Here is a 23797-nt window from a genome sequence, read left to right on the forward strand (position 1 = left end):
GCCACCAGCGTGGAGGCCACATGTCCGCCGACCGCGAGGGTGCGCGCGTGGACCTCGACGGCCTCCGGGCCGACTGGTTGAAGCAACTCCGTCGCCGAAGTGAGTGTGCCGGCCGCCGTGCGGTGGGCCTTCAACCGTTGGATCACGCGTCGTCTCCCTCAGCTTCAGTACCAGGGGTGGAGGGGGGATCGGGATTGCACGCGGCGGTGATCAAAGCCGTCGTCTCGTCGGCGTCGAGCGGGGTGACGCTGATCTCGGCGGGCGCGAGTGCCCGGGCCGCTTCCTGGACGCGCTGGATGGCCCGCCCGCCGCCCGCCGCGGACCCGGACTGGGGCCGCGTCGATTGTTCGCGGGTAACAAGGACGATCTGACGGGTCAGCAGATCTCCTCCTGCCGCGAGTTCGGCAAGGTAGTCGGCGTGGGCCCAGGCCGCGCGTTCCAGCGCGGGGTGCGGCAGGGCAGGCGCGTGGTGGTGGAGCCGGTCGGCCAGGGGCGCGAGATCGGTGCGGTGGCAGCGCACCAGGAGTTGCGTGGGGCCGGTCAGCGAGTTGAGCCAGCGGGCGAACGCCGCGACCAGGCCCTGCTGCTCGGCGCCGCTGCGCAGATCGAAGTTGACCGTCGAGCACGTCGCCAGCGCCGCCCGCCCGTGACCACGCAAATCCAGTACCCCTACGGGGCTGACCCGGCTGTAGGGCATCCGCATCGCCGCCGGCACGGGGCCAGCTGCCTGAGTCAGGCGCGGGTTCACGATGTCGGGCAGCGCCGGTACGCCCTCCGGGGCGTGCGCGCGACGCTTGGGGGTGCGGGCGTGGGCACAGGCGGCGAGCAGGAACTGGTCCAGGCCGATGCCCTCCCGGGAGCCCAGCGCGATCGCGGTGACGACCCCGGCCACGGGCACCGTCATGACCAGATACGCCAGCGGTGCCATGACCGGGCGCAGGATCCAGTACCCGCCGTACAGCACCAGGGCGCAGGCGGCCAGGATCGCGGCCTGCCGCGCGGTGAGCGGGCCCAGGACACGGTCGGGCCGGGCGATGTCGGCGGGGATGCGCGTGGCAGCTGCCGCTTCGTCGTGCACATCGGTCATGAACACTCACCCCTCCGGGGCTGTTCGAGCGGCAGCCTGAGCTGCGCTGGACGGGTGGGCCGCAGACGCACCCGCTCAGCGGGAACCGGCAATACCAACTGACGCGAACGCATCCTCGGGCCAACCTGACCCACCAGCGGTCGCACCGAAGAAGGGGAAGAAAGGCTGAGGGCCGTGGCCTGCGAGCGCGGGACACGTTCGGCTCGGATGGGCAGCCAGGTCTGGGCGGGGCGTCGCGGGCGGCCGGGGACACGCTGCGCGGCCACAGGCAGCTTCAGCTGCTGCTTGCGGCGTGCCTGGGAGGGGTGCATCACCGTGCGCGGACCTTTCAGACTCGGGGCGTGTGATGCGGCGGGAGCCGCATCGGCTCGTGGACGGCCAGACGGTGGCCCCTGGGCCAGGCGCATTGCCGCCGGAGCGAGCGACGATCCGTCGGCGCCTGAGGCCACAGGGGTGGAGAGGGTGCCGCGCGGCGCGGTTGAACCGGCGGTGGCCGCGCTGGCTCCCGCGGCCCTTGCCGAGCCGCCAGCAGGACGTGGAGCCGGCCCACGGCCAGGCAGTATCCGGAAGAGGCCGGGCCCCGGTCCCGGACCCGGCCCTGGGGGCCGGATGCCTCCACGGCCGGGCAGCCCGCCTCCGCCGCCGGGGCGGCCACCCCCGCGCCCGCGGCGGAGCAGGGGCATGCCGGGCAGGTAGCGATCCATGAGCCGGTACATGGCCAAATGACGCAGGATCCGCACCGCCGTGGGGGCATGGGGGTTGTGGACCGGAGTGGCGCGGAAGACGACCTGCATCGTCCAACCGGGGATCTTGAACAGCACCCAGAACAGCGCAAAGCTGGCCAGTATCGTGCCCAGCTTGTCCGCGTACGGAATCCCCAGCGCCGTTGCCCCGGGGGCGAAGAACAGCTTGAGCGCCACGATGAACGTCATCGACTGCGCCACCTGGATCACCAGGCAGCCGGCCAAGGCGCGCCACCACAGCCGGGCCATCGGCTCGGTGAGCGGGTGGGCGTGGCATGCCAGGGCCAGCGGACCGGAGACAGCGAGCAGAGCCATGACCGCCACCCGTACGAAGAAGCCGATCAGCACAGCCAGGATCAGCGCGATCATGACGACCGAGACGATCAGCAGATCGATCTTCAACCCCGGGGCGCCGAACAGAGAGAAGGGGAGCGCGCGCTCAACCAGCCCTTGCCCGGCGTCGGCCATGCCGATCCCCATGATCGCGTGGGAGAGCCCGTTGCCGAGGGCGATGGTCTTCCCCATCACGGTCAAAGACGTCGCGGAGGCGATCATCCCGAAGACAAGGCGTGGGGCGATCTGCTTGAGGGCGTACCGGGTCTGGACCGTCTCATACCCCATCACCGTGATCCCGCCCGCGGTCACGAACAGCACATAGATGCCGACCGTGATGCCCATCGCCCCCGTCCACAGGCGTTTGAGGTCGGCATGCTTGGTGACATCGGGCGTGGCGAGGAGGGTATCTGCGAGCAGCTCCCGCAGCGGTTTCATGATCTGTTCGACGATCAGCCCCAGGAACGAGGTGATCGCGTTCACGATCATCCCCGGGATGTCGAACAGGCCGTCCAGACCCCAGCCTGCCGGGGAGCAGTCACCGCCGGTGACCTCACAGGCAGGAGGCGTCGGTCCGGGAGTCGGCTCCCGAGCTGGCGCGCGCGAGTGCCCCTCGGACGGGCGGTCAGGCGCCGGGCTCGCCCCAGGCGCGGTCTCCGGCCGGGGAGATGGCGCCCCCGGTTCCGGCGGGCTTGCTCCAGGACCGGGCTCAGGCCGCGGCTCCGGATCCGCAGGCGCGGCGGGCGATCGGGGAGCTGTTGCAGGCAGGACGCTTGCGTGTGCGGGCGGCGCGGTGAGCATACCGGCGCTGACAAAGAGGGGAATGGGCGCCAAAAGCAGGGCAGCGAGGAGGCGGCGGGTGAGGGTCATTGCCCGCCGCCATCGTCGACGCCCACGATCTGTTTCAATGCCGCCACGAGGACCGGGGCGAGAATCGCCAGCCCGTAGCCGATCGCCGCGGCCTTCAGAGCCCGCTTGGAAGCCTCGACCTCACCGGGATCACCGCCGGCCATCAGATAGCGCAGGCCGCCGAAGGTAAGGAAGAGCGTGGCAAGCCCGGCGAGCAGACCCACGATCCAGGCCCGCAGATTCGACATCACCTCCGGGATCGTGGCCACCGCCCACACTGCGGGCGAATCCGCCAACAGCACCGCGGTCGTCACTGGCACGGTGAACACCAGCCGGACCCCACAGCGAAAGAACCGATGCACGGCGCGGGGCGGCCGACGGACGCGGCTGAGCATGGCAGGGCACCTCCATCAGGACTGCAGCCAGACAGGAAACAGCGGGCAGGCGGAGTTGGTGGGGGTGAGCCGGATCCTTCGACCGGGGCCCGCCTCCTTCGGCGGATACCGGATGGCTCTCGGGGTGTCAGCACGAGACGGCGTGCTCACCCCCACCCAGCACACGGCCTGGAACACAAGAGCGCCGGCAGGCGGTCCTTTCCAGGCCGGCGGCTCATCCCTATATGCGGGAGGAGCCCCCATTTACCTCAGATAGAGAATCCAGGCCGGAGATTTTGACGCCCCGGCACCGGAAGTCCCTCTCATGCCCGTTACTGGGCCTGGGGCCGCAGGTGGGCGGCCAGGCGCTGCTCTGCTGAACTGCGATGCCGGTACAGCTGACGCGCACTCACCCCCCGCTCACTGGCGAGCGCTCCCATCGGCTCACCGTGCAACCGGGTCCGGGCGATCAACTGCGCCTCGGCCAGATTCACTACCCGGGCCCGCACCGCGCAGGCCAGTACCTGGTGCTCATCCGTCATCCCCTCACCCTCCGCACCGATGGTGGTGTGCAGACGACCGAGGTGAGCCATCGGTTCACCGGCCTCGCGTTCGCCGCGACGCCGGGCCGCATAGACGAGCCGGTGTACGGCGCGGTCCGCAGCGGCGAACAGCTCCCGGTCCAGCCCCGGATCAGCCGCATCCACCCCCGCGAGGGCAACCGTCACAGCCGTGAGGGCTTCCTGCTCGACCTCCTGACGCTCCAGATGGGCAGGGCGGGAAAGGCGGGCCAGCATCCGGCGCAGCACTGGAATGGTCATGGCCGCGGCCACCACGCTCCACGGCTCGCCGAGCGTGTGCGCGCGGCGCACGACCTCGCACCAGGTACCCGACCGCAGCTCGGGCCGGGTGCTGGGGTGAGCCAGCCGGGTACGGATCCGGTCGACCGGCCAGGCTCCCTCTACGGGGTCGTCGCAGACCAGGTCCGCGGGCAAGGTGAGCGGCCGCTCAGAGTGAGCCAAGGCGAGGAACGACTGCTCCAGCGCCTCCAACGGCGAGGTGCCGGAGGTGTGGGAGTGGCGGGGTGCAGGGCGGTGGTTCATGACGCGACTCCTGTGAGGGGGTTCGGACAACTTCCGCCGCCAGCCCTGTCACCCCGCCGCGCCACCGCCGGCCCGTCGGCGCACCACTGCCGGACGACAAGCAGCCCCGTGGTCCGCTGTGTGCGATGGCTCGCGTCTGGCCCGCCCGCTGTCAGCAGGCGCGGTGCCTGTATGGGCACGGCCGGAATCGAACGTAAAAAATCTTGAAGAAGTCCCCAGACCCTTCAGCGCCCTCCAACGGGGAGGGTCCGAGGTGGCTCCCTGATGGCTCGTGACCGGCTTGCACCCATCTTGAACTGCAATTATCAAGGAGGATCGCTGACGGGCCGTCCGGTGCCGCTATCTGTGGGCGGCTGGGCACGCGGCAGATCGAACGAAGCGTGCCAGACGGCAAAGCGCCCGTCCGGAATCTCTATTGTTCACGTCAGCATCAGACGGTTGGACCCCTTCTCCGGGCGCCACCAGCCAATGCACGAGCCTCACCACCGAGGACCCAGCCGCCCCGGCACCTCTCGCCCGCTGCCGACCACCATCTGGCTCCCCGGCCCGAACGACCCGCACCACGTCCCCGGTCCGGACGGCGTGCTACCCAGCTGGGCGATCGACAAGATCCGCACCGACTTCACCCGCCGCTCCGCGCCCCTGATCAAAATCTCCATCCGCGATACCGAACCGGGCATGGACGCCCGCACCCCTTGTGCCACCTATACAGGCGCAGCTGGCAGTGACAGCGAAGCCAGCGGGAAGCCGGTCCTGCTCGCCGAACTGCATCCCGACACCCTCCCCACCCCCAGCGCCGAGCTGACCACCGACGCCGCCGACGGCGGAATGCCCGGGGCGATGGAGAACGGCTGGCCCGGCTTCTTTCACCGCGCCCACCGCCTCCTGTCCGGCGACGGCCTCCTCCTGCTCGCCACCCGGCAGCGCCGCGACGCCGGACGCCTGACCGACCCCCTCGGCTCCCTGATCGCCTCAGCACGCACCGCCGGATTCCACTACCTGCAACACATCGTGATCGTCCACGGCCACCTCGCCGACGACCGCATCCAGCCCACACCGCCCCAGGGCGCCCCGCCTGGCCTGATCCACTCCGACCTGATCGTCCTGTCCGCGATCACCAGCGCATAGAAAGGGCGTACGCCATGCCCATCCGGGAATCGGTGTGGAACACCGCACCCACCTCCGCCCCCGCCCAGCGCGGTGACCGCTACACCACCGGCTCGGCCGCGCACCCGGCCAAAATGCTCCCCGCGATCGCCGCCCACGCCATCCGCACCTACACCCAACCCGGCGACCTGATCCTGGACCCGATGTGCGGCATCGGCACCACCCTCGTAGAAGCCGTACACCTCGGCCGACACGCCTTCGGCACCGAATACGAATCAAAGTGGGCAAACGTGGCCCGTGCCAACCTCGCCCTCGCCGCCCGCCAAGGCGCCACCGGCCACGCAGCGGTCACCTGCACCGACGCCCGGCACCTGCTCGCCCACCTCCCTGAGCAACAACACGGCACCGCCGCGCTCGTCATCACCTCACCCCCCTACGGGCCCTCCGCGCACGGCCAAGTCCGCTCCACCCGCGAAAGCGGCAAACGCGGCGTCATCAAGACGCACTACCGCTACAGCCACGACCCAGCCAACCTCGCCCACGTCAGCTCCGACCACCTCCTGGCCGCCTTCACCGAGATCCTCATCCAGTGCCGCCACGCGCTGCGGCCCGGCGGCCACGCGGTGATCACCACCCGCCCCTGGCGGACACGCGGCGAACTCATCGACCTGCCCTCCGCCGTCCTCGCCGCAGCACAAGCCGCCGGCCTCATCCCCGTCGAGCGCTGCGTCGCTCTCCTTGCAGGCATCCGCGAGGGCCGACTCATCGCCCGCCCGTCGTTCTTCCAGATGAAGAACGTCCGCGACGCCCGCCGTGCCGGTGTCCCGCTCGCGGTCATCCAGCACGAGGACACCTTGGTCTTCCGCCGCCCCGTAACCCGGGCCTACTCCGAACGACCCAAACGCAGAGCGGGTGACGCACGGTGCGCGACCGGGACCGCACGCACACCGGACACGGCCTGTACCTTCCGCTCACGCACCTGCACCACCGGACGCCACCATGACCTCCGCTGACGTGCTGATCGGATCGCTGTGCTCCGGCGTGGGCAGCCTCGACCTGGGCGTACAGGCCGCCCTTGGCGGCCACATCGCCTGGCACGCCGAAACCGACCCGCACGCCACCCAGGTACTCGCCCGCCACTGGCAGGTGCCCAACCTGGGTGACGTACAAGCTATTGACTGGCACCGGGTCCGGCCCGTGTGCGTCCTCACGGCCGGGTTCCCCTGTCAGGACCTCTCGGTTGCGGGCCCTCGCACCGGGCTTGCCCCTGGCACGCGCTCCGGCCTGTGGCATCACATCGTGACCGCCATCGAAACGCTCAACCCCTGCCTGGTGGTGATCGAAAATGTCCGCGGCCTCCTCTCTACCCGAGCCGGGACCCATTCCCTTCGCCACATGGAACCCTGCCCGCGGTGTCTGGGAGACCCAGCCGATCAACCCCGCATGCGGGCACTGGGCGTGCTACTCGCGGACTTGGCCGACCTCGGGTACGACGCGAACTGGACGTGCGTACGCGCCTCTGATGTCGGAGCCCCGCACCGCCGCGAGAGAGTGTTTCTTACCGCCTGGCCAGCAACCCTCCCGAGACGATGCGCTGTTGAAGACGCCAACGGCGAACCTCGGTGCCAACGGGGGCTCTCAACACCCGGACAAACGCAAGGCTGGAGGCCACGGGCCCACCCTGGCCGACGAGATCGAGCACCTACTGCCCACCCCGAGAGCCACCGACGGTGCCAAAGGCTCGCCGAACCAGAAGCATGGCGACGGCAGCCTGACCCTTGCCTCCACCGCGGCGAAGTTCGCTGCGCGTGCCACGCCACCCGGGGCTGCGGCACAGGCCGACCCCGAGTATCTGCTGCCCACTCCGACCTCATCGGACGGGAGCGGCGGCTCGGGCACCACCCCGAAACGCAAGGGCGGCATGAACCTGCGCACGGCTGTCACTCGCCTGCCCACTGGTGGGGCGACTACCTGCCTGCCATCTGTCGGTGGGAGCACGTGACTGAACGCGTCGCACCCAGGCCCACCGTGCCTGGCACACGCCGGCTATCGGCCGAATTCGTCGAGTGGATGATAGGACTCGACGGCCACGTCACCGGTACCCCGGGCCTTTCCCGCGCCGTTCAACTCCGTCTCCTCGGCAACAGCGTCGTTCCCCACCAGGCCACCCTCGCCTTGACGACCCTGGTCCCGAACTGGAGTCCTCACTCCTGCCCGCGGCGGGAGGAAAGGCCGTGACGTCCCCCGATAGCACGCTCCCCAACGAGGAACGTGGGGCCGCCGAAGAGGCTGTGGTTCCGTCGGACGGGGCGGTCCGCTCTTCCCCCACCCGGAGCTACGGTCCACGTCAAAACCACAGGTCACCGAAGCCTGACGTGACGTTCGAGATCCACACCGCCACCGGCGAGGAGGCCGATGCGCTGCGCAGGCTCCAGGGACAGGTCATGGTGGAGGTCATGACATGGATCGTGCAGCAGCGGAGGCGGCAACGCACCCCGCGGAACTCCTTGCCGCCGCAGTCCCGCGCCACAGATCCCGCGGCGGGACCGGAACCGCCCATGGGACATCGCCCAAGCTGACCCGGCTGGTATTCCTCGGCCGCACCTCAACGGAGGACAAGCAGGACCCCACCATCTCCCTTCCCCGGCAGGTGCGCTCGTGCCAGTCGGCCCTCCAGCCCGGCGTTGTCATCGTCGGCTTCTACTACGACGTCGAATCCGGCCGCAAAGACCTGGCCGCGCGCGGACACGGGCGCGGCCATGAACGCTTCGACATCCCCGTACCCCGTGACGGAGGCATCCAGGATCTCCTCGCCGTCGCCGAGAGCGGTGAGCGGCACTTCGACGCCGTCATCTGCGAATCCATCGAGCGCGTCGCCCGCCGCACCTACTTCGGCACTCTCATCGAGCACCGCCTCGAAGCCGCTGGCGTACCGCTCCTGGCCGCGGACGAGCCGATCAACTTCACCGGCTCACGCGCCAAGAAGGCCACACAGGTCCTCACCCGCCGCGTCAAGCAGGGCGTGGCCGAGTGGTACGTCCTGGAAATGCTGGAGAAGGCGTGGGGCGGCTTCGAAGAGCACACCATCCAGGGCTACAACATCGGCAAGCCGCCCTACGGCTACCTGGCCGACCGCATCCCCCACCCCGTCCCCGCCCGCCGCAGCGAGGGCAAGACCAAAACCCGCCTCATCCCCGACCCGCTCTGCGCCCCCGTCGTCCGCAAGACCTTCGAATGGCGCGTCGTCGAGCGCCTCAGCTGCAAGGCGATCGCCGACCGCCTCAACGAGGACCTGGCCGTTAACCAGCCACCTTCCCCACCGGACCCGTCACGCAGGCTCGGACGCTGGACCGAATCCAGCGTCCGGGACATCCTCACCAACCCGAAATACACGGGCCATATGGTCTGGAACCGCCGCGCCATGAAGACGCGCAGCGGCAAGGTCAACCCGATCGAGGACTGGGTGTGGTCACCGAACCCCACCCACCCTCCTCTTGCTTCTCTCGAAACCTTCGTCCGCGCCCGAACGATGCCCCAGCAGCGCGAGCGCTCACGCAGCGCACCCGGCACGAACACCGCCCACCCCCAGGCTGCCCGCACGTACGCACTGCGCTCGTTCCTGTTCTGCGCGATCTGTGAGCGGCGCATGTTCGGCAAGGCACGACGAGACCGAGGCTTCTACGTCTGCGCTCCCAAACCCGAGTACATCCCACCGGACCACCCCAAGAGTCTGTGGATCAAGGAGACCTACCTCCTGGAGCCGCTGCAAGAGTTCTTCGCTGCACGGATCTTCGGCCCCGACCGACGGGAGCTACTGGCTGCCGCACTGCCCGAGGCCGACGCGAACGAAGGACGCCAGCACGCAGAACGAGACAAGGCCCTCAACGACGCCCTGACGAACCTCAAGAAACGGCGCGAGCGCCAGTTCCACGCCCTCGAACTCGCCGATAACCCCGACCGCCGGTTCATCCAAGGGGTTCAGATGCGGGTCGCCGAACTCGATGATCAGATCCAGGCCAAGGAAGCAGAGATCGCCAGCCACCGGCGAAAGGCACCCATCCGGCAAGACCCAGCCCTCATCGACGCACTGCCAGCCGGACGATGTGAGATCGCGACACTCCCCGATCCCATGCGCCGTCGGATGTTCGAAGCCTTCCGACTCCAGATTCACTACGACAAACGCACCAGCAGCGCCCGCTGCCGGGTAGTGCTCACCAGCGACATGATCGACGCAACGGCCCGCATCGCCACAGAAGCGCTGCGGGCCGGTCACACGGACGGGATTTCGTTTCCCATCTGCGTTGTGCCCCCGGCAGGATTCGAACCTGCGACACCCGCTTTAGGAGAGCGGTGCTCTATCCCCTGAGCTACGGAGGCCCGACGGCGGTGCGGCCGGTGAGGGCTGTGCCGCCGCAGACAGTGTAGCGGGTGGTGATCCGGAGGCTCCGGGGGTTCGGGGCGGGGGCGGGCGTCGCGGCGGAAAATCATCGGATCCGGCGTGACGTGCGGCGATACCGTCCCCTTCCATGAGTGGAATATGGACGGGGGTGCGCGAGCGGGTGCTCGCGTTGCGGGAGGCGCCGGGGGCGGCGAACGTTTTTGGGGCGTCGTGGGGGAAGTCCGGGCACGGCTTCGAGCTGCGGCCGCCCCTCGCCGAGGCCGATCTGCTGGCCGCCGAGCGGGTGTGGGGGGCCACCTTCCCTGAGGAGTATCGCGGCTTTCTGCTGGAGGTCGGAGCGGGCGGGGCCGGGCCCGACTATGGGCTGTTCCCGATGAAGCCGCCCAGTGCGGAGAAGGCCGCTTCAGGGGCGGGGCAACCGCCGCGGATCTTCTGGCCCGCCGCCGTGATGGAGCTCCTCGACGCCCATGAGGAGGCCGCGCCGCACCGGGACGCGTATCCCGACGACGACGCGTATCTGGCGGCCTTCCGCGCCTGGGACCAGCGGGACGACGAGCTTCGCGACGAACTCACCGACGGAGCCCTGTACCTCGGCCACCAGGGCTGTGCCTACTACACCCTGCTCGCCGTCACCGGGCCCGAGCGCGGCACCGTCTGGGACGACGTCCAGGCCGTCGGGGAAGGGGTGGTCCCCATCCAGCGGCCGGGCAAGGACCGGCTGACCTTCGGCGAGTGGTACCTCGGCTGGCTCGAGAGGGCGGAACGTCAGGCCTGGGCCGAGGGGGAGAGCTGACCCCCGCCCGGCGTGCCGGGTGTTCTTGACCGCCGGTCGGGGGACACCCGGCCCGGGGCCGCCTCGATTCGCGCCCCGCGCCGTACACCATGTGGGAAAGGGACGGTGCGGACAGCGGCACGAGGGCGAGGAGGCCACGGTGAGCGCAGCGACACCGGGCTTCGAGGAGTTCGTCGCCGCGCGCGGACCGCGGCTGCTGCGCGTCGCGTGGCTGCTGACCGGGGATGCCCATCTGGCCGAGGATCTGCTCCAGACCGTGCTGGCGAAGGTCTGGCCGAAGTGGTGGCGGATCGCCGCGGACAACCCGGAGGCGTACGTCCGCAAGGCCCTGGTCAATACGCATGCGTCCTGGTGGCGGCGGCGCTGGCGCGGGGAGGTCCCGCATGACGAGGTGCCGGATGTGACGGCCGCGCCGGATCCCTTCGAGGGCATCGATCTGGAGCAGTCGCTGGCCGCGGCGGTACGGCGGCTGCCGGGGCGGCAGCGGGCGGTGGTGGTGCTGCGGTACTTCGAGGACCTGAGCGTCGAGGACACCGCCGAGGTGCTGGGGTGCAGCGCCGGGACGGTCAAGAGCCAGGCGTCGAAGGCGTTACGCACCTTGCAGTCGCTGGTGCCACGGACCGAAACGGTGGAAGGCGGAGGGTGGTGACGGGCGTGGGTGATGAGCAGCCGACGCGGCCGACGCGTGACGAACGAGAGCTGAGGGCGCTTCTCGAACGGGCCGTACCGCGGCCGGGTGCGCCCGCCGACCGGATGTGGCAGGTACGGCAGCGGGTGCTGCGCCGGCGACGGCGCCGGGCGGCGGGGCTGGCCGGGGGAGCGGTCGTCGCGTTGGTGGTGATCAATGTTCTGTCCCCGGCCCGTGGCGGCGAGGCGGTGTACCGGCCGAACGCCGCGCCGCGCTCGGGGGCCAGCGGGTCGTTCCGTTTCACGGCGCTGGCGCGGATGACGGTCCGGCTGCCGGACGGCTGGAGCGGGCGGGCGCTGCGCGCGCGGCCGGGGCGGGATCCGGTGGGGGTGGCCGGTAGCCGGACGACGACCGTGTCCGCGGTGGACTCAGGGGCTTCCTGCCCGGACGTTCAGCGGTACTGCGTGCGTCGGTCGACGCTCCGGGCCGGGGAAGGGCTGATCGTCTTCCGCTTGCAGCGCGGTCATACGGGCGAGGGCGGTGCGGAGGGCCTCCTCATGGCCACCGGACTGGGCACGTCCTGCCGGACGGCGGGTGGCACGCGCGAGTTGACCGGCTGGCGCGCGGTGGAGGAGGGCGCGGGGCGCGCGGGCGACGAGTTGGTGCTCGCGTCCGCCTGTCTTCACCGGCCCTCCGCCGCCACGCTCGGCCAGGTGCGGTCCGTCCTGCGGACGGCGGTCTTCCCGGTGGCGTGAGGGGGCCGTCCGTCCCGCGGCCGTTCCGCCGGGTTGGCCGCCGACGGTCCCGGTCCCCCTGACCCGGCCCTCCCAACAAGGCCCGGCCCCCCAAGGCCCGGCCCCGGGCCTTCCCCGGCTCGACCCCCGGACCGGCCCCCATGCCGGTCCGGAGGCCGACCGCCCCCGCTGGACGTCGTCCCCCCCCCCCCCGCACGCCACGCCCCGAGGGGCGTCCTCCCCGTGCCGGGGCCGACGGCCCCATGCTCGCCCCCCTGGGGCGGGACCGGTCCCCGGAGCGTGCCTGGGCCGGGGCTGTTCCCACCCCCCAGGCCGGGGCTGTTCCCGCCCCCCGGCCGCCGCGCCCCCGGGAGACCCCGCTCAGCCCTCCGGGCGGAAGCGCGCGATCGGGTTGCGCAGGGTGCCGATCAGCTGGAGCGCTCCGGCAGGGTCCTGGAGGTCCACCATCTCCTTGTTGTTGCGCAGTTGGAGACGGTTGAGGCAGGACAGCGCGAAGTCCTCGGCGAACATGTCGTACTGGGCGAACTTGTCCGCCAGCTGCGGTGCGGACTCCTGATACGCGGTGACGCAGTCGGCCACCGTGCGCCAGAAGGCGTCCTCCGTCAGCAGACCGTCGTCGACCAGGATCCCGTTGAGGAAGCGCAGGAAGCAGTCGAAGACATCGGTGAAGATCGACAGTAGCTTCATGTCCTCGGGGACGTCCGCGCGGATGCGCTCGACGGCCGGGGGCAGCACCGCGGCCGGGTCCATGACCGCGATCTCCTCGGCGATGTCCTTGAAGATGACGCGCCGTACCGCGCCGTCCTCGATCACCAGGATGGCGTTCTCGCCGTGCGGCATGAAGACGAGGTCGTACGCGTAGAAGCTGTGCAGCACCGGGGTGAGATACGCGTCCAGGTAGCGGCGCAGCCACTCGGCCGGGGTGAGGCCGGACTCCTCGATCAGGGCGCTGACGAAGGAGTTGCCCTCGGTGTCGAGGTGCAGCAGGGACGCCATGGTGGCCAGTCGCTGGCCGGGTTCCAGCGACGGGACGGGGCTTTCGCGCCACAGCGCGGCGAGCATCTTGCGGTAGGGGGAGTAGCGGTTGGTGGCGGCCTCGTACTGCCGGTGGTGGTAGCCGATGGCCGCCCGCTCGCGGATGATCGAGAAGCGGGCCGCGCGGAAGACGTCGTCGGCCTCGATGACGCCCGCCAGCCAGTCGTTGATGGCCGGGGTGGCCTCCATGTAGGCGGCGGACAGGCCCCGCATGAAGCCCATGTTGAGGACGGACAGGGCGGTTTTCACATAGTGCTTGGACGGGTCGCTGGTGTTGAAGAAGGTGCGGATCGACTGCTGGGCGAAGTACTCGTCCTCGCCGGGGCCGAGGCAGACCAGGTGCTGCCGGGCGACCTCGGCGGCGAAGGAGACCGAGAGCTTGTTCCACCACTGCCAGGGGTGCACCGGCAGCAGGTGGTAGTCGGCCAGGTCCAGGCCGAGGCCGGTCATGGTGTCCGCGAAGCGGGCGAGGGTCTCCTCGCCCAGCTCGGAGCGGATCAGCCCGTCGTAGTCGAGATCCGCGCAGGAGGTGAAGGTGGAGCGGTCGCGGCGGGCGGCGAGCCAGATCAGCTGAACCGGGCTCGCGGTCTCCGGGGCGTACGAGAGGTATTCGTGGACGCCGAAGCCGAGCCGGCCGTTGTTGGCGACGAAGCAGGGGTGACCCTCGGTCATCCCCGTCTCGATCTCCTGGAAACCGGACTTGGCGAGCTGGGCGGCGCCCACCGCCTCGGCGGCCAGTTTGTAGGCGGAGCCGGACAGGGTGGAGCTGATCTCTTCCAGGTAGACCGGCAGGATCTCCTCGCTCAGGCCCAGTGTGGCGCGCAGCTCGATGAAGAAGTCGAGTGCGTCGAGGGGGAGTTCGGCGCCGTCGCGGCCGTGGCGGGTGATGCTGTCGGCGTCGACCAGCCAGTGTTCCAGGGACAGGACGCGGGCGGCGAAACGGTACGTCGAGGCGCCGTTGTCGCTCGGTACGGCGTAGCGGCCGTCGTCCTCGAGTACGGGCGTCAGTAGCCGCTCATGGGTGAACTCGGCGAGCGCCTTGCGGATGAGCAGGCGGCCCGCCCGCTCCCACAGGTCGGGCGTGAGGTGGGAGACGGCATCGCGGGGGCTCATCGGGTCACTCCTCGGGCGGTACGGGGTTCAGCGGCGGCGCCCCGAGCGGCATCGGTGGCGCCCCCAGCGGCAGTGGCGGCCCCCTCAGCGGCAGAGGTGGCGCCCTCCACGGCAGTGGCAGCGCCCCCGGCGTCGGCGGCGGCATTGGCGGCACGCGCGGCCTCGAACCGCTCACGCGTGCACACGCTCAGATAGGCGTCCTTCTCCGGTTTGGCGATCTTCTCGACGACCTCGAATCCGACGGCCGCGTTGAGCGCGTGGACCGCCCCGTTGCGCACGTCGGGCTCGACCACGACGCGCCGGACCGCCGGGTCGGCGAAGCAGAACTCCATCACCGTCGTGATGACGGCGAGGGTGAAGCCGTGCAGCGGGGTGTCGGTCGGCGCGCACAGGAAGTGCATGCCGAGGTCGCCCTCCTGGGGCTCGTAGAGCCCGACCAGGTCCACGTGGGCCGGGTCGTAGCGCTCGGCGAGGAAGGCGGGGGCGCCCTCGTGCAGCCCGATGAACGCCTCGTGGTGCGGGTGTTCGTGGATCCGCCGGTACTCCTGCTCGACCTCGGCGAGGCCGGCGTCCTGCATCATCCAGAAGGACGCCTTGGGGTGGGTCACCCAGCCGTGCAGCAGCGCCGCGTCGGCCGTGGGGTCCAGCCGCCGCAGCGCGAAGGTGCCGAGCCGGTCGTCGGTACGGGTGAAGAGGGTCATGACACGGCTCCTTCCGGCGCACCGAACTCCTGGAACGCGATGGACTTCTCGATCGGGTAGTGCTCACGGCCCAGCAGCTCGCGGATGATCCACGAGTTGCGGTAGGGGCCCATGCCCAGGTCGGGGGAGGTGAGGCTGTGGGCGTGGGTGGCACCGTTCTGGAGGAAGATGCCGCGCCCGGTGGTGTCGACGCTGTAGTTGCGGGCGACGTCGAAGCGGCCGTGGCCGTCCCAGCGGATGCGGTCGCGCACCGGCTCCAGGAAGGCGGGCACCTGGTAGCGGTAGCCGGTGGCGAGGACCAGGCCCTGGGTGGTGAGGGAGAAGTCCCGGCCCTGCTCGGTGTGGTGCAGCGCGAGGGTGTACGTCCCGCCGGCCTCGTCGTACGAGGCGTCGGTGAGCGCGGTGTTGGTCAGCAGGCGGGTGGGCACCGGACCGCTCACGCTCTTCTGGTACAGCAGGTCGTAGATGGCGTTGATGAGGTCCGCGTCGATGCCCTTGAACAGGCCCTTCTGCTCGGACTCCAGCCGGTAGCGGGTGTCCTCGGGCAGTGCGTGGAAGTAGTCCACGTACTCCGGCGAGGTCATCTCCAGTGTGATCTTGGTGTACTCCAGCGGGAAGAACCGCGGGGAGCGGGTGATCCAGTTGAGCCGGTAGCCGTGGCTGTCGATGTCGGCCAGCAGGTCCTGGTAGATCTCCGCCGCGCTCTGGCCGCTGCCCACGACGGTGATGGACTCCTTGGCCTGGAGGGCTTCCTTGTGCTCCAGGTAGTGCGCGTTGTGCAGCAGATCGCCGTCCAGGCCCCGGCAGGCGTCGGGGATGTACGGCGGGGTGCCGGTGCCCAGGACGAGGTGGCGGGCGCGGTACGCGGTGGACTCGCCGGTGGTGGCGCGGACCGCGTGCACCGTGTAGACGCCGTCGGCCTCGTCGTACTCGACGCGGGTCACCTCGTGGCCGAAGCGGACGCTGCTGAGCTTGGCGGCGGCCCAGCGGCAGTAGTCGTTGTACTCGGCGCGCAGCGGATAGAAGATCTCGCGGATGTAGAAGGAGTACATCCGCCCGGACTCCTTCAGGTAGTTGAGGAAGGAGTACGGGGAGGTGGGGTCGGCGAGGGTGACCAGGTCGGCCATGAACGGGGTCTGGAGGGTGACGCCGTCCAGCAGCATCCCCGGGTGCCAGTCGAAGTCGGGCTTGCTCTCCAGGAACAGGCCGTCGAGTTCGTCGATCGGCTCGGTGAGGCAGGCGAGGCCCAGGTTGTAGGGGCCCAGTCCGACCGCGATGAAGTCGTGGGTGTGAGGGGTGGACACGGGGGTCTCCGGGAGGGGTCGGCGGTCAGCGGCTCAGCTGGCGCGGGAGTGGCTGAGTTCGGGCTCGATGTGAAGGGCCAGGTACTGACCGGCGTGCTCGGCGAGGAGGTCGAGGACGAACGCGATGTCGCTCAGCGAGGTCTCCGGGTTGAGCAGCGTGAACTTCAGGTAGTGGCGGCCGTCGACGACGGTGCCCGCCACCACGGCCTCACCGGAGGCGGCCAGGGCCTCGCGGGCGTGCAGATTGGCCCGGTCGACGAGGGCGGGGTCGCACGTCTCGTCGGCGGGCGGAACGTAGCGGAACACCAGTGTGGACAGCTGGGGTTGGGTCACGACCTCGTAGCGCGGATCGGTGTCCAGCAGGCTCCATCCCTCGGCGGCCCGGTCCACCACCTCGTCGAAGAGCGCCCCGATGGCGTCCGCGCCCATGATGCGCAGCGTCAGCCACAGCTTGAGCGCGTCGAAGCGGCGGGTGGTCTGGATGGACTTGTCGACCTGGTTGGGGATCAGGTTCTCGGCGCTGCGCTCGGGGTTGAGGTAGTCCGCGTGGTACGTGGCGTGGCTGAGCGTGGCGCGGTCGCGGACCAGTACCGCGCTGGAACTCACCGGCTGGAAGAAGGACTTGTGGTAGTCCACGGTGACCGAGTCGGCGCGCTCGATGCCGTTCAGCAGATGGCGGCGGGTGGTGGAGGCCAGCAGTCCGCAGCCGTACGCGGCGTCCACATGAAGCCAGCTGCCGTACCGGGCGCACAGTCCGGCGATCTCGGGCAGCGGGTCGATGGAGCCGAAGTCGGTGGTTCCGGCGGTGGCGACCACGGCCATGACGACCTGGTTCTCGCGGTGGCAGCGGTCCAGTTCGCGGGCGAGGGCGACGGTGCGCATCCGGCGGTCCTGGTCGCACGGGACGGGGATGACGGCCTCGTAGCCGAGTCCGAGGATGGCGGCGGCCTTCTGGATGGAGAAGTGGCTGGCCTCGGAGGTGAGGATGCGCAGCCGCGGCAGGATCGCGGACTTGGGCGGGATCTCCCCGGACCCGGTCGCCGCAGCCTCCTTCTCCACGAGCTTGCAGGCCTCGTCGCGGGCGAGCAGCATCGCCTGGAGGTTGGACTGGGTGCCGCCGCTGGTGAAGATGCCGTCCGCGGCCTCGCCCAGGCCGATGCGCTCGGCGGTCCAGTCGATCAGACGGCGCTCGATCAGGGTGCCGCCCGCGCTCTGGTCCCAGGTGTCCAGCGAGGAGTTGACGGCGGACAGGACCGCCTCGCCGAGCAGCGCCGGGATCACCACCGGGCAGTTGAGGTGGGCGAGATAGCGCGGGTGGTGGAAGTAGACGGCGTCCTTGAGGTAGACGCCTTTCAGCTCCTCGAGCGCCGCGCCCGCGTCACCCAGCGGCCGTTCCAGGTCGATTCCGGAGATCTCGGGGGCCAGTTGGGCGGGGGTGACACCGGTGAACGGGCGGTCGGTGCGGGCGACGGTGGCGGCCACCAGGTCGACGCCGCCGGTCACGGAGCGCCGGTAGCGCTCGGCCGTACGGTCGTTGAAGAGGTGGGCCCGGCCATCCGCCGCCCCCGGTATGGACTCCGGCGACGGGTCCTCAGCGGTCTGCGCGAGGAAACTCACGGTCTGTCCCTTCTGGAAGCGGGCGTGGGGGGTGGTCCGCGGGCGGGTGGGCGTGCGGGTGCCCTGGCCGCCGGGGCCGGGGCGCGCCGGAGCGCACCGCCGGTCAGTCGCCCGTCGGCCAGTGGTGATCGGTATGGGGGAGGGGTTCGGGAACGAGGAAGAAGAGGGGCTACGAGGGGGTCAGTTGTCTTCCGCGCGGCCGGTGCCCGACACGGCTTCCTCGACGAGCTGTTCCTCACAGGCGCCCAGGCGCCAGTAGCCGGTGAAGGTCACGGCTTTGCGGTCGAAGCCGCGTTCGCGGACCAGATGGCGGCGCACCTCGCGCACCGTCCCGGCCTCGCCCGCGATCCAGGCGTACGGGGTGCCCCGGGGCAGCTCCGCGGCGCGCAGTGCGTCCAGGACGAGGGCGTGGCGCGGGGTGCCGGGGGCGGCGCCGTCCCGGACCAGCCAGGTGATCTCGGCGTCGGCGGCGGTGGGCAGTTCCTGGATGTCCGCGGCGTGCTGGACCTCGATCCAGACCTTGGCGAGGGTGCCCGCGGGGAGCCACTGGAGGCTTCCGGCGACGGCGGGCAGTGCCGTCTCGTCGGCGGTGAGGAGGACCCAGTCGGTACCGGGCGGCGGGCGGAAGTCGACTCCCGCGTTGTCGCCCTCGGTGGGGCCGAGCAGGGTGACGCGGTCGCCGGCCTCGGCACGGGCGGCCCAGCGCGCGGCCGGTCCGCCGTCCTCGTGGAGGGCGAAGTCCACGTCGATCTCGCCGGGTTCACGGCGCTGGTCGCGCACGGTGTACGAGCGCATGACACCGCGGACGGCGGGGTCCATGGCCCGCCAGGCGGCGAACCAGCCCTCGCCGTGCTCGGTGGGCACGACGGGGGCGGACTGGCCCGGATGCGGCAGGAACAGCTTGAAGCGCTGGTCCCGGCCTCCGGTGGCGAAGTCCTTGAGACATCCGCCGCCGAAGGTGATCCGGGCCATGGAGGGTCCGAGCGGACGGGTGCGCACCACCTGCGCGTCGAAGAAGCGGAACGGGACGGCGGTGGGGGCGGTGGTGGCTGCGGTGGTCATGGGAGGGTGTCTTCCCTTCGCTTGCCGTGGATCGGCCGGGGCAGCGGGTCAGCTGACCTTCTTCGCGTCCTGGATCGCCTTGGTGAGGGACTCGATCAGCGGCGCCGCACCCGCGTACGAGAACCGCGGCTCGCTGCTCCAGGGGGCGATCTGGTCGGCCTTGACGGCGGGCAGCTTGGACCAGGTCGGCTTGCCGGTCAGGGCCTCGGGCTGGAGGGTGGCGGTGCGGTTGTCGAGGAAGAGCACATCGGCGTCGTACTTGTCGGCGTTCTCCCAGCTGAGGCTCTCGAAGTAGCCGCCCTTGTCGGTCTTTTGGGGCTGGACGAAGTCGACACCGAGCTCGCTGAAGTAGATCAGGTCGGCGTTGATCTTGGGGTTGGAGACATAGAAGAGGTCGGCGCTGGCGGAGCAGGCCATGACCTTGATCCGGTGCGATTTCACCGTCGTGCGCAGCTCTTCGGACGCCTTCTCGAAGCGCTTCTTGGCCTCGGTGACCTTCTTGGCCTGGAGGTCCGCGCCGAGAGCCTTGGCCAGCTCGGCATAGCGCTTGATGGGCTCCACCATGGAGACGCGGCCAGTGGTGATGGCGGCGCTCGGGGCCAGGTCCAGGATCTTCTTCTTGCTGTCGTCCGGGATGTAGAAGAGCGCGCCCGGGTCGTACATGTTGGTGATCAGCAGATCGGGCGTGAGCGAGGCGTACTTCTCGACGTTGAACTGCCCCCAGACATTGCCCAGGGACTTCGCGTGGTCGACGGGGAAGTCGCCCGCCTGGACGTCCGGCTTGCCGTTCTTCAGCTTGCTGGGGCCGAAGATGCCGGTGATCTGCTGGTCGATGCCGAAGTCGTAGAGCGCGGCCGCGGCGCCGATGTACGCCACGATGTGCTCGGGCGCGCTGTCGCCGGTGATCTTCTTCTTGCGGTCATCGGTGAACGACCAGGAGCCGCCTTTGCCGCCGTCGCCGGAGTCCGAACCGCCCTTGCTGCCACAGGCGGTGACCAGGGCGCCGAGTCCGACGGCTCCGCCCGCGGCGAGGAGACCGCGGCGGGACAGGGGGAGTGCTCTGGCGTGGCGCATGATGCCTTCTCTCGATCTGCATGCTGCACGGGGACGTGGTCACGGGACGGCGACCCGAGGACGTAGTTAGGTTAGCCTAACCAACACGATTGTCCAGGGGGCGGGGTCCGTCCTGTCCGGCGATCGAGAGGTGCCGGCGCCGGGCCGCGGTGAACGCGCGACACCCCGCGGCAGGCACAACAGGCGTGCCCGCGCGGGGTGTTGGGATGTGCTGTCGGTCCGTCAGCCGCCGAACTGCCAGAAGACGGACTGGTCCAGGGTCACCAGGACGATGAGCAGGATCACGTCCACGGCGCCGAGTGCGATCCCGAGCAGCGCCCGGCCCCGGCGGCTCGTCTCCCGGGCGAGCGCGAGCGTCCCGAGGACGATGGCGCACGGTCCGAAGACGGCGTTGAAGAGCAGGGTGCCGATGAGCCCCAGGACGAAGGAGGCGACGGCCATACCGTCGGCGTCCTTGCGGGCCCGGGTCGGCGAGGTGCGGGTGGGTGCGGTCAGTGCCATGGGTCAGCTCCCCTTGTGTCCGGTGCGTTCGCGGATGAAGAAGACCGTCAGCCAGACGCCGATGGCCGCGGAGGCGGCGAGGAACAGCGGGAGCGGGGTGTGTGCAGCCGCGCCCAGCAGAATCCCCATCAGGGCGAGAGCCGCGACGATGAAGAGCATGTGAGCCTCTCTCGAAGAGGTGGATCCGGATGCGGATGGGCGTGGGGGGTGGTATTTCGGTGAACAATTGAATGCACACTTGTTCACTGACTTCCAGAGTACTCCCCGAACCCCTGGCCAAAGTCAGCAAACAGCTGTTTACTGAATGATATGAGTCACACGTCCGGGGTCCGGCAGGCCCAGAAGGAGAAGACGCGGCGCGCGCTGCTGGACGCGGGGCTGCGACTGCTGGAGGACCAGAGCCTGAGCAGCCTCGGCCTGCGCGAGGTCACCCGGGTGGTGGGGGTGGCCCCCGCCGCCTTCTACCGGCACTTCCGGGATCTGAGCGACCTCGGCGTCGCGCTGGTCGAGGAGTCGCTGGGCAGCCTGCACGCCCTGATCCGCGCGATACTCGCCGACCAGATCGGGGACGAGGAGCGGATCGAGGCCACCGTCGAGGCGGTCGCCGAACAGGTCCGCCGCTACCCCGCCCACATCCGCTTCATCGCACGTGAGCGGCATGGCGGCGTCCGTCCGGTGCGTGAGGCGATCGCCGCCGAACTGGACCGGTTCGCCGACGAGGTGGCCGATGCCTTCGCCCCGCAGCTGACCCCGGAGGGCTGGTCCGCCGAGGATGTCCGGATCCTTGCCCAGATGTATGTCGACCACATGGTGATGACCGCGACCGCGTTCCTGGAGGTTCCGCCGGACCGGCCGGACGAGGAGCGCCGGGTGGCCGACACCGCACGGAAGCAGCTGCTGCTGATCAGCCTCGGGCGCCGCCACTGGCGCGACGGGTGACCTCTATGCCGTAGGCACCGCTCGCGTCCTGCCTCACGACCCGGACCCGTACCCGGATGCCTCCCACGCTCCCGGTGAAGGTCTCACCGGGGCCGAAGGCCGCGTCGCTGAGCCCGGGGTGCACATTGCGCTCCCGGGTGCAGCCGCGGCCGTCGGGGACGCTGTCCATGACGGTGACCGGGCCGCCGCCGGAGTCGACGCGGGTGTCCACCCAGGAGATCAGCACTCCGGGCTTGCAGACCGCTTCGTCGTTGCCGCCGTTCGTCCGCGCCTCTATGGCGTAGCCGGTGGACGCCGAGACGGGCACGAAGACCAGCTTGGTGCCATCCGCGCGGTGCAGCGGCGTCAGGGTGTGGCCCGAGACGCCGGGCCGGGAGGCGCAGCTGACCTGGCCCGGACCGAACCAGCCCAGCTTCCACTTGTGCCAGGCCAGCAGATCGTTCCCGGCGCCCCAGTCCTCGGACATCACATCCCAGTGGCCCACCCGGTCCCCGCCGCCGTGGGTGTAGAGGTCGGGCAGCCCGAAGACATGGCCGTTCTCATGCGGCAGCACCCGGTAGCCGGTGCGGTGCAGCGAGCCCGAGCCGTCGTCCTGGCGGCTGTAGACGAACGAGACATTGGCCAGCGGCACACCGTCGGCGACCGGGGCGCGCTGGTTGTCGGCGTAGGTCACCGAGAGCACGGCATGGGCGGCGGGCGGCCCGGCGTTCGGTGTCACCAGCACGTTGACCAGGTCGTAGCGGCTGAAGTCGATGCGGCGGTCGGCCACCTTGACGAGGTCGGCGACCAGCTTGCGATAGCCGGGCTCGAAGGGGCTGCCACGCTTGATGTCATAGGACGTGAAGGAGTGCGGCATCCGCAGCCAGTGGTCGATCGGCATCGCGGGACGGTAGTCGAGCCGTCCGTACGAACTCCGCGCGAACCAGCGGGAGGTCTGCGGGAAGAACTCCTCGAAGCGCTCCCGGGCCGTGCCCTTGCCGCGTACGTCCGGGAAGTCGATCATCAGGTTGAGGGCGTGGACCGTACCGGTGCTGCGGCTGAAGCCGCGGCCGGTGGGGATGCCCTCGGACATCTGGAGTCCATGGCCCGAGGCGAGGGTGCACGGCGCCAGTGATCCGGTGACCGGGTGGGCGGACGGGGCGGGTGCCCGCTTGGGGGCGGCGGGCGCCGGGGGATGAGGGGCCGCCGCCGGGGCCACCACCGCCGCCGTGAGCACGGCGGCGGCGGCGAATGCGCTGCCTCGGCGGGGCCTGCGTATTCGAGGGCGGGAGGTCTCACGGCTCTGGCTCATCGCCGACCACGGTGTGTCGGCGCGGGTCGCGGCGCCCGTGGGGTGCGGCCGTGCGGGGGAAAACGCTGGTCCGTCCGGGTGGTCCGGCCGTCGATCGAGTGTGAGGCAGGTCACAGAGGACTGCGAAATTCCGGGGACTGATTCCCCGTTTGAACCAGTGCACGCACAAACGGGGACTGACTCCCCGGAAACGTTGAACGCCGAAACATCGGAACCGGACCCTCCGGATGCCCGGACACCGATACGCGGAAAGGAGCGCTGCCATGGCCTCAGCGGCCACCAGCAAGACGGCTACGGCCGGCCGGCGGACGGCGAAGTCGGCCCGGCCCGGGCAGCACCGCCTGCGTGCGGACGCCCTGCGCAACCGGGAGCGGATCATCGCCACCGCCCGGGAGGCGCTCGTCGAGTACGGGGCCGAGATCCCGCTCGATGAAATCGCTCGACGGGCCGGTGTCGGCAATGCCACCATCTATCGGCACTTCGCGAACCGCCGCGAGCTGATCCACCACGTGACCCTCTCGGTGATGTCCCGTATCGCCGAGCAGGCCGAATCGGCCCTGGCCGAGGAGTCGGACGCGTTCCTCGCGCTGCGGCGCTTCGTGCATGCGGCGGCGGATGAGCGGATCGGCGCCCTGTGCCCTCTGCTCTCCGACAGCCTCGACAAGGAGCACCCTGACCTCATCGCCGCCCGCGACCGTCTGGCCGCCGGTATCGACGCCCTGATGGGGGCGGCGCGAGCCTCCGGCCGACTGCGCACCGACATCGGCGTCGGTGATCTGATGGTCGCCCTCACCCAGCTCACCCGGCCGCTGCCCGGCAACGGCTGTGTGGACTTCGACATCTTCGTGCACCGGCATCTTCAGCTGTTCCTGGACGGCCTGTCGGCCCCGGCGCGCTCCGAACTACCCGGCTCTCCCGCCACCTTGGAGGATCTGCAACAGCGGCAGTGATCTGAATCTCACTCGGCCGACCAGCGAGCACCGCTTATT

General features: G+C 70.2%; 23 protein-coding genes, 1 tRNA gene and 2 pseudogenes. 10 read left to right on the forward strand and 16 right to left on the reverse strand.

Going from position 1 to position 23797, the window contains the following annotated elements; genetic code table 11:
- Positions 1-142: 142 nt before the first annotated feature.
- The 4 genes from JK363_RS20095 to JK363_RS20110 all read right to left on the reverse strand — a co-directional run bounded on the left by JK363_RS20095 (position 143) and on the right by JK363_RS20110 (position 4489).
- Positions 143-1087, reverse strand: coding sequence for a PrgI family protein (locus JK363_RS20095; RefSeq protein WP_201876352.1), 945 nt, complete (start codon positions 1085-1087; stop codon positions 143-145).
- A complete protein-coding gene (locus JK363_RS20100) occupies positions 1084-2652 on the reverse strand; it encodes a hypothetical protein (protein ID WP_201876353.1) in 1569 nt (522 codons plus the stop codon). Before JK363_RS20100 ends, JK363_RS20095 begins: the two co-directional genes overlap by 4 nt.
- A gap of 377 nt (positions 2653-3029) precedes the next feature.
- On the reverse strand, positions 3030-3407 hold the full coding sequence (locus JK363_RS20105) for a pilin (protein WP_201876354.1): 378 nt from the start codon (positions 3405-3407) through the stop codon (positions 3030-3032).
- A 311-nt stretch (positions 3408-3718) separates the two neighbouring features.
- Entirely contained in the window at positions 3719-4489 is a 771-nt protein-coding gene (locus JK363_RS20110; RefSeq protein WP_201876355.1) for a hypothetical protein, read from the reverse strand.
- A gap of 468 nt (positions 4490-4957) precedes the next feature.
- On the opposite strand from JK363_RS20110, the gene JK363_RS20115 reads away from it, so the two are divergent.
- The 4 genes and pseudogenes from JK363_RS20115 (at position 4958) to JK363_RS42565 (ending at position 7598) form a co-directional block, all read left to right on the forward strand.
- Positions 4958-5617: a hypothetical protein gene (locus tag JK363_RS20115; protein WP_201876356.1), complete on the forward strand. Its 660-nt coding sequence runs from the start codon at positions 4958-4960 to the stop codon at positions 5615-5617.
- Positions 5618-5631: 14 nt separating this feature from the next.
- Positions 5632-6609, forward strand: a complete 978-nt coding sequence (locus JK363_RS20120; protein WP_201876357.1) for a TRM11 family SAM-dependent methyltransferase — start codon at positions 5632-5634, stop codon at positions 6607-6609.
- Positions 6596-7105, forward strand: a pseudogene (locus tag JK363_RS42560) (DNA cytosine methyltransferase); the annotation flags it as partial. The gene JK363_RS20120 and the pseudogene JK363_RS42560, both read left to right, overlap by 14 nt.
- Before the next feature lie 88 nt (positions 7106-7193).
- Positions 7194-7598, forward strand: a complete 405-nt coding sequence (locus JK363_RS42565) for a hypothetical protein (RefSeq protein ID WP_236075963.1) — start codon at positions 7194-7196, stop codon at positions 7596-7598.
- A gap of 603 nt (positions 7599-8201) precedes the next feature.
- On the opposite strand, the gene JK363_RS44705 is transcribed toward JK363_RS42565, so the two are convergent.
- Complete coding sequence (locus JK363_RS44705) at positions 8202-8507, reverse strand: hypothetical protein (protein ID WP_372444815.1); 306 nt, start codon at positions 8505-8507, stop codon at positions 8202-8204.
- Between the two features lie 135 nt (positions 8508-8642).
- Here JK363_RS44705 and JK363_RS44710 point away from each other — a divergent pair.
- Positions 8643-9113: pseudogene (locus tag JK363_RS44710) on the forward strand (recombinase family protein); the annotation flags it as partial.
- 294 nt (positions 9114-9407) lie between these two features.
- Here the strand turns inward: JK363_RS44710 and JK363_RS20135 are convergent.
- Positions 9408-9869: a hypothetical protein gene (locus tag JK363_RS20135; protein ID WP_201876359.1), complete on the reverse strand. Its 462-nt coding sequence runs from the start codon at positions 9867-9869 to the stop codon at positions 9408-9410.
- Positions 9870-9900: 31 nt separating this feature from the next.
- Positions 9901-9973: transfer RNA gene (locus JK363_RS20140), tRNA-Arg, on the reverse strand.
- Between the two features lie 149 nt (positions 9974-10122).
- Here JK363_RS20140 and JK363_RS20145 point away from each other — a divergent pair.
- The 3 genes from JK363_RS20145 (at position 10123) to JK363_RS20155 (ending at position 12171) form a co-directional block, all read left to right on the forward strand.
- Entirely contained in the window at positions 10123-10788 is a 666-nt protein-coding gene (locus JK363_RS20145) for an SMI1/KNR4 family protein (protein ID WP_201876360.1), read from the forward strand.
- A gap of 139 nt (positions 10789-10927) precedes the next feature.
- Complete coding sequence (locus JK363_RS20150) at positions 10928-11437, forward strand: SigE family RNA polymerase sigma factor (protein WP_201876361.1); 510 nt, start codon at positions 10928-10930, stop codon at positions 11435-11437.
- Between the two features lie 5 nt (positions 11438-11442).
- The gene (locus JK363_RS20155) at positions 11443-12171 is read left to right on the forward strand and encodes a hypothetical protein (protein WP_201876362.1); all 729 of its coding nucleotides are present in this window, start codon (positions 11443-11445) and stop codon (positions 12169-12171) included.
- 360 nt (positions 12172-12531) lie between these two features.
- Here JK363_RS20155 and JK363_RS20160 read toward each other — a convergent pair whose 3' ends face one another.
- From JK363_RS20160 to JK363_RS20195, 8 genes are all read right to left on the reverse strand, one after another.
- Entirely contained in the window at positions 12532-14319 is a 1788-nt protein-coding gene (locus tag JK363_RS20160) for an IucA/IucC family protein (protein ID WP_201876363.1), read from the reverse strand.
- Positions 14316-15020 (reverse strand): GNAT family N-acetyltransferase, encoded by a 705-nt coding sequence (locus JK363_RS20165; RefSeq protein ID WP_201876364.1) that lies wholly within the window; start codon positions 15018-15020, stop codon positions 14316-14318. Before JK363_RS20165 ends, JK363_RS20160 begins: the two co-directional genes overlap by 4 nt.
- Positions 15017-16324 (reverse strand): lysine N(6)-hydroxylase/L-ornithine N(5)-oxygenase family protein, encoded by a 1308-nt coding sequence (locus tag JK363_RS20170; RefSeq protein WP_201876365.1) that lies wholly within the window; start codon positions 16322-16324, stop codon positions 15017-15019. Before JK363_RS20170 ends, JK363_RS20165 begins: the two co-directional genes overlap by 4 nt.
- 33 nt (positions 16325-16357) lie before the next feature.
- The gene (locus JK363_RS20175; RefSeq protein ID WP_307821797.1) at positions 16358-17941 is read right to left on the reverse strand and encodes a pyridoxal phosphate-dependent decarboxylase family protein; all 1584 of its coding nucleotides are present in this window, start codon (positions 17939-17941) and stop codon (positions 16358-16360) included.
- A 180-nt stretch (positions 17942-18121) separates the two neighbouring features.
- On the reverse strand, positions 18122-19003 hold the full coding sequence (locus tag JK363_RS20180) for a siderophore-interacting protein (RefSeq protein WP_201876366.1): 882 nt from the start codon (positions 19001-19003) through the stop codon (positions 18122-18124).
- A 48-nt stretch (positions 19004-19051) separates the two neighbouring features.
- A complete protein-coding gene (locus JK363_RS20185; RefSeq protein WP_201876367.1) occupies positions 19052-20077 on the reverse strand; it encodes an ABC transporter substrate-binding protein in 1026 nt (341 codons plus the stop codon).
- 222 nt (positions 20078-20299) lie between these two features.
- Positions 20300-20578, reverse strand: a complete 279-nt coding sequence (locus JK363_RS20190; protein WP_201876368.1) for a DUF4190 domain-containing protein — start codon at positions 20576-20578, stop codon at positions 20300-20302.
- A 3-nt stretch (positions 20579-20581) separates the two neighbouring features.
- Entirely contained in the window at positions 20582-20737 is a 156-nt protein-coding gene (locus tag JK363_RS20195) for a hypothetical protein (protein ID WP_201876369.1), read from the reverse strand.
- A 150-nt stretch (positions 20738-20887) separates the two neighbouring features.
- Here JK363_RS20195 and JK363_RS20200 point away from each other — a divergent pair, with 150 nt between their 5' ends.
- Positions 20888-21517 (forward strand): TetR family transcriptional regulator, encoded by a 630-nt coding sequence (locus JK363_RS20200; protein ID WP_201876370.1) that lies wholly within the window; start codon positions 20888-20890, stop codon positions 21515-21517.
- Here the strand turns inward: JK363_RS20200 and JK363_RS20205 are convergent.
- Positions 21483-22808, reverse strand: coding sequence for a M6 family metalloprotease domain-containing protein (locus JK363_RS20205; protein WP_201876371.1), 1326 nt, complete (start codon positions 22806-22808; stop codon positions 21483-21485). The genes JK363_RS20200 and JK363_RS20205 overlap by 35 nt on opposite strands.
- A 263-nt stretch (positions 22809-23071) precedes the next feature.
- Here JK363_RS20205 and JK363_RS20210 point away from each other — a divergent pair, with 263 nt between their 5' ends.
- Positions 23072-23758, forward strand: coding sequence for a TetR/AcrR family transcriptional regulator (locus JK363_RS20210; protein WP_201876372.1), 687 nt, complete (start codon positions 23072-23074; stop codon positions 23756-23758).
- Positions 23759-23797: the final 39 nt, after the last annotated feature.

Source organism: Streptomyces coffeae, assembly GCF_016741875.1.
GTDB lineage: Bacteria > Actinomycetota > Actinomycetes > Streptomycetales > Streptomycetaceae > Streptomyces > Streptomyces coffeae.

Coding starts and splice junctions, on each gene's coding strand:
- JK363_RS20095 (WP_201876352.1), bottom strand. CDS start 1,087: ATGACCGATGTGCACGACGAAGCGGCAGCTGCCACGCGCATCCCCGCC.
- JK363_RS20100 (WP_201876353.1), bottom strand. CDS start 2,652: ATGATCGTGAACGCGATCACCTCGTTCCTGGGGCTGATCGTCGAACAG.
- JK363_RS20105 (WP_201876354.1), bottom strand. CDS start 3,407: ATGCTCAGCCGCGTCCGTCGGCCGCCCCGCGCCGTGCATCGGTTCTTT.
- JK363_RS20110 (WP_201876355.1), bottom strand. CDS start 4,489: ATGAACCACCGCCCTGCACCCCGCCACTCCCACACCTCCGGCACCTCG.
- JK363_RS20115 (WP_201876356.1), top strand. CDS start 4,958: ATGCACGAGCCTCACCACCGAGGACCCAGCCGCCCCGGCACCTCTCGC.
- JK363_RS20120 (WP_201876357.1), top strand. CDS start 5,632: ATGCCCATCCGGGAATCGGTGTGGAACACCGCACCCACCTCCGCCCCC.
- JK363_RS20145 (WP_201876360.1), top strand. CDS start 10,123: ATGAGTGGAATATGGACGGGGGTGCGCGAGCGGGTGCTCGCGTTGCGG.
- JK363_RS20160 (WP_201876363.1), bottom strand. CDS start 14,319: ATGAGCCCCCGCGATGCCGTCTCCCACCTCACGCCCGACCTGTGGGAG.
- JK363_RS20165 (WP_201876364.1), bottom strand. CDS start 15,020: ATGACCCTCTTCACCCGTACCGACGACCGGCTCGGCACCTTCGCGCTG.
- JK363_RS20180 (WP_201876366.1), bottom strand. CDS start 19,003: ATGACCACCGCAGCCACCACCGCCCCCACCGCCGTCCCGTTCCGCTTC.
- JK363_RS20185 (WP_201876367.1), bottom strand. CDS start 20,077: ATGCGCCACGCCAGAGCACTCCCCCTGTCCCGCCGCGGTCTCCTCGCC.
- JK363_RS20190 (WP_201876368.1), bottom strand. CDS start 20,578: ATGGCACTGACCGCACCCACCCGCACCTCGCCGACCCGGGCCCGCAAG.
- JK363_RS20195 (WP_201876369.1), bottom strand. CDS start 20,737: ATGCTCTTCATCGTCGCGGCTCTCGCCCTGATGGGGATTCTGCTGGGC.
- JK363_RS20200 (WP_201876370.1), top strand. CDS start 20,888: ATGAGTCACACGTCCGGGGTCCGGCAGGCCCAGAAGGAGAAGACGCGG.
- JK363_RS20205 (WP_201876371.1), bottom strand. CDS start 22,808: ATGAGCCAGAGCCGTGAGACCTCCCGCCCTCGAATACGCAGGCCCCGC.
- JK363_RS20210 (WP_201876372.1), top strand. CDS start 23,072: ATGGCCTCAGCGGCCACCAGCAAGACGGCTACGGCCGGCCGGCGGACG.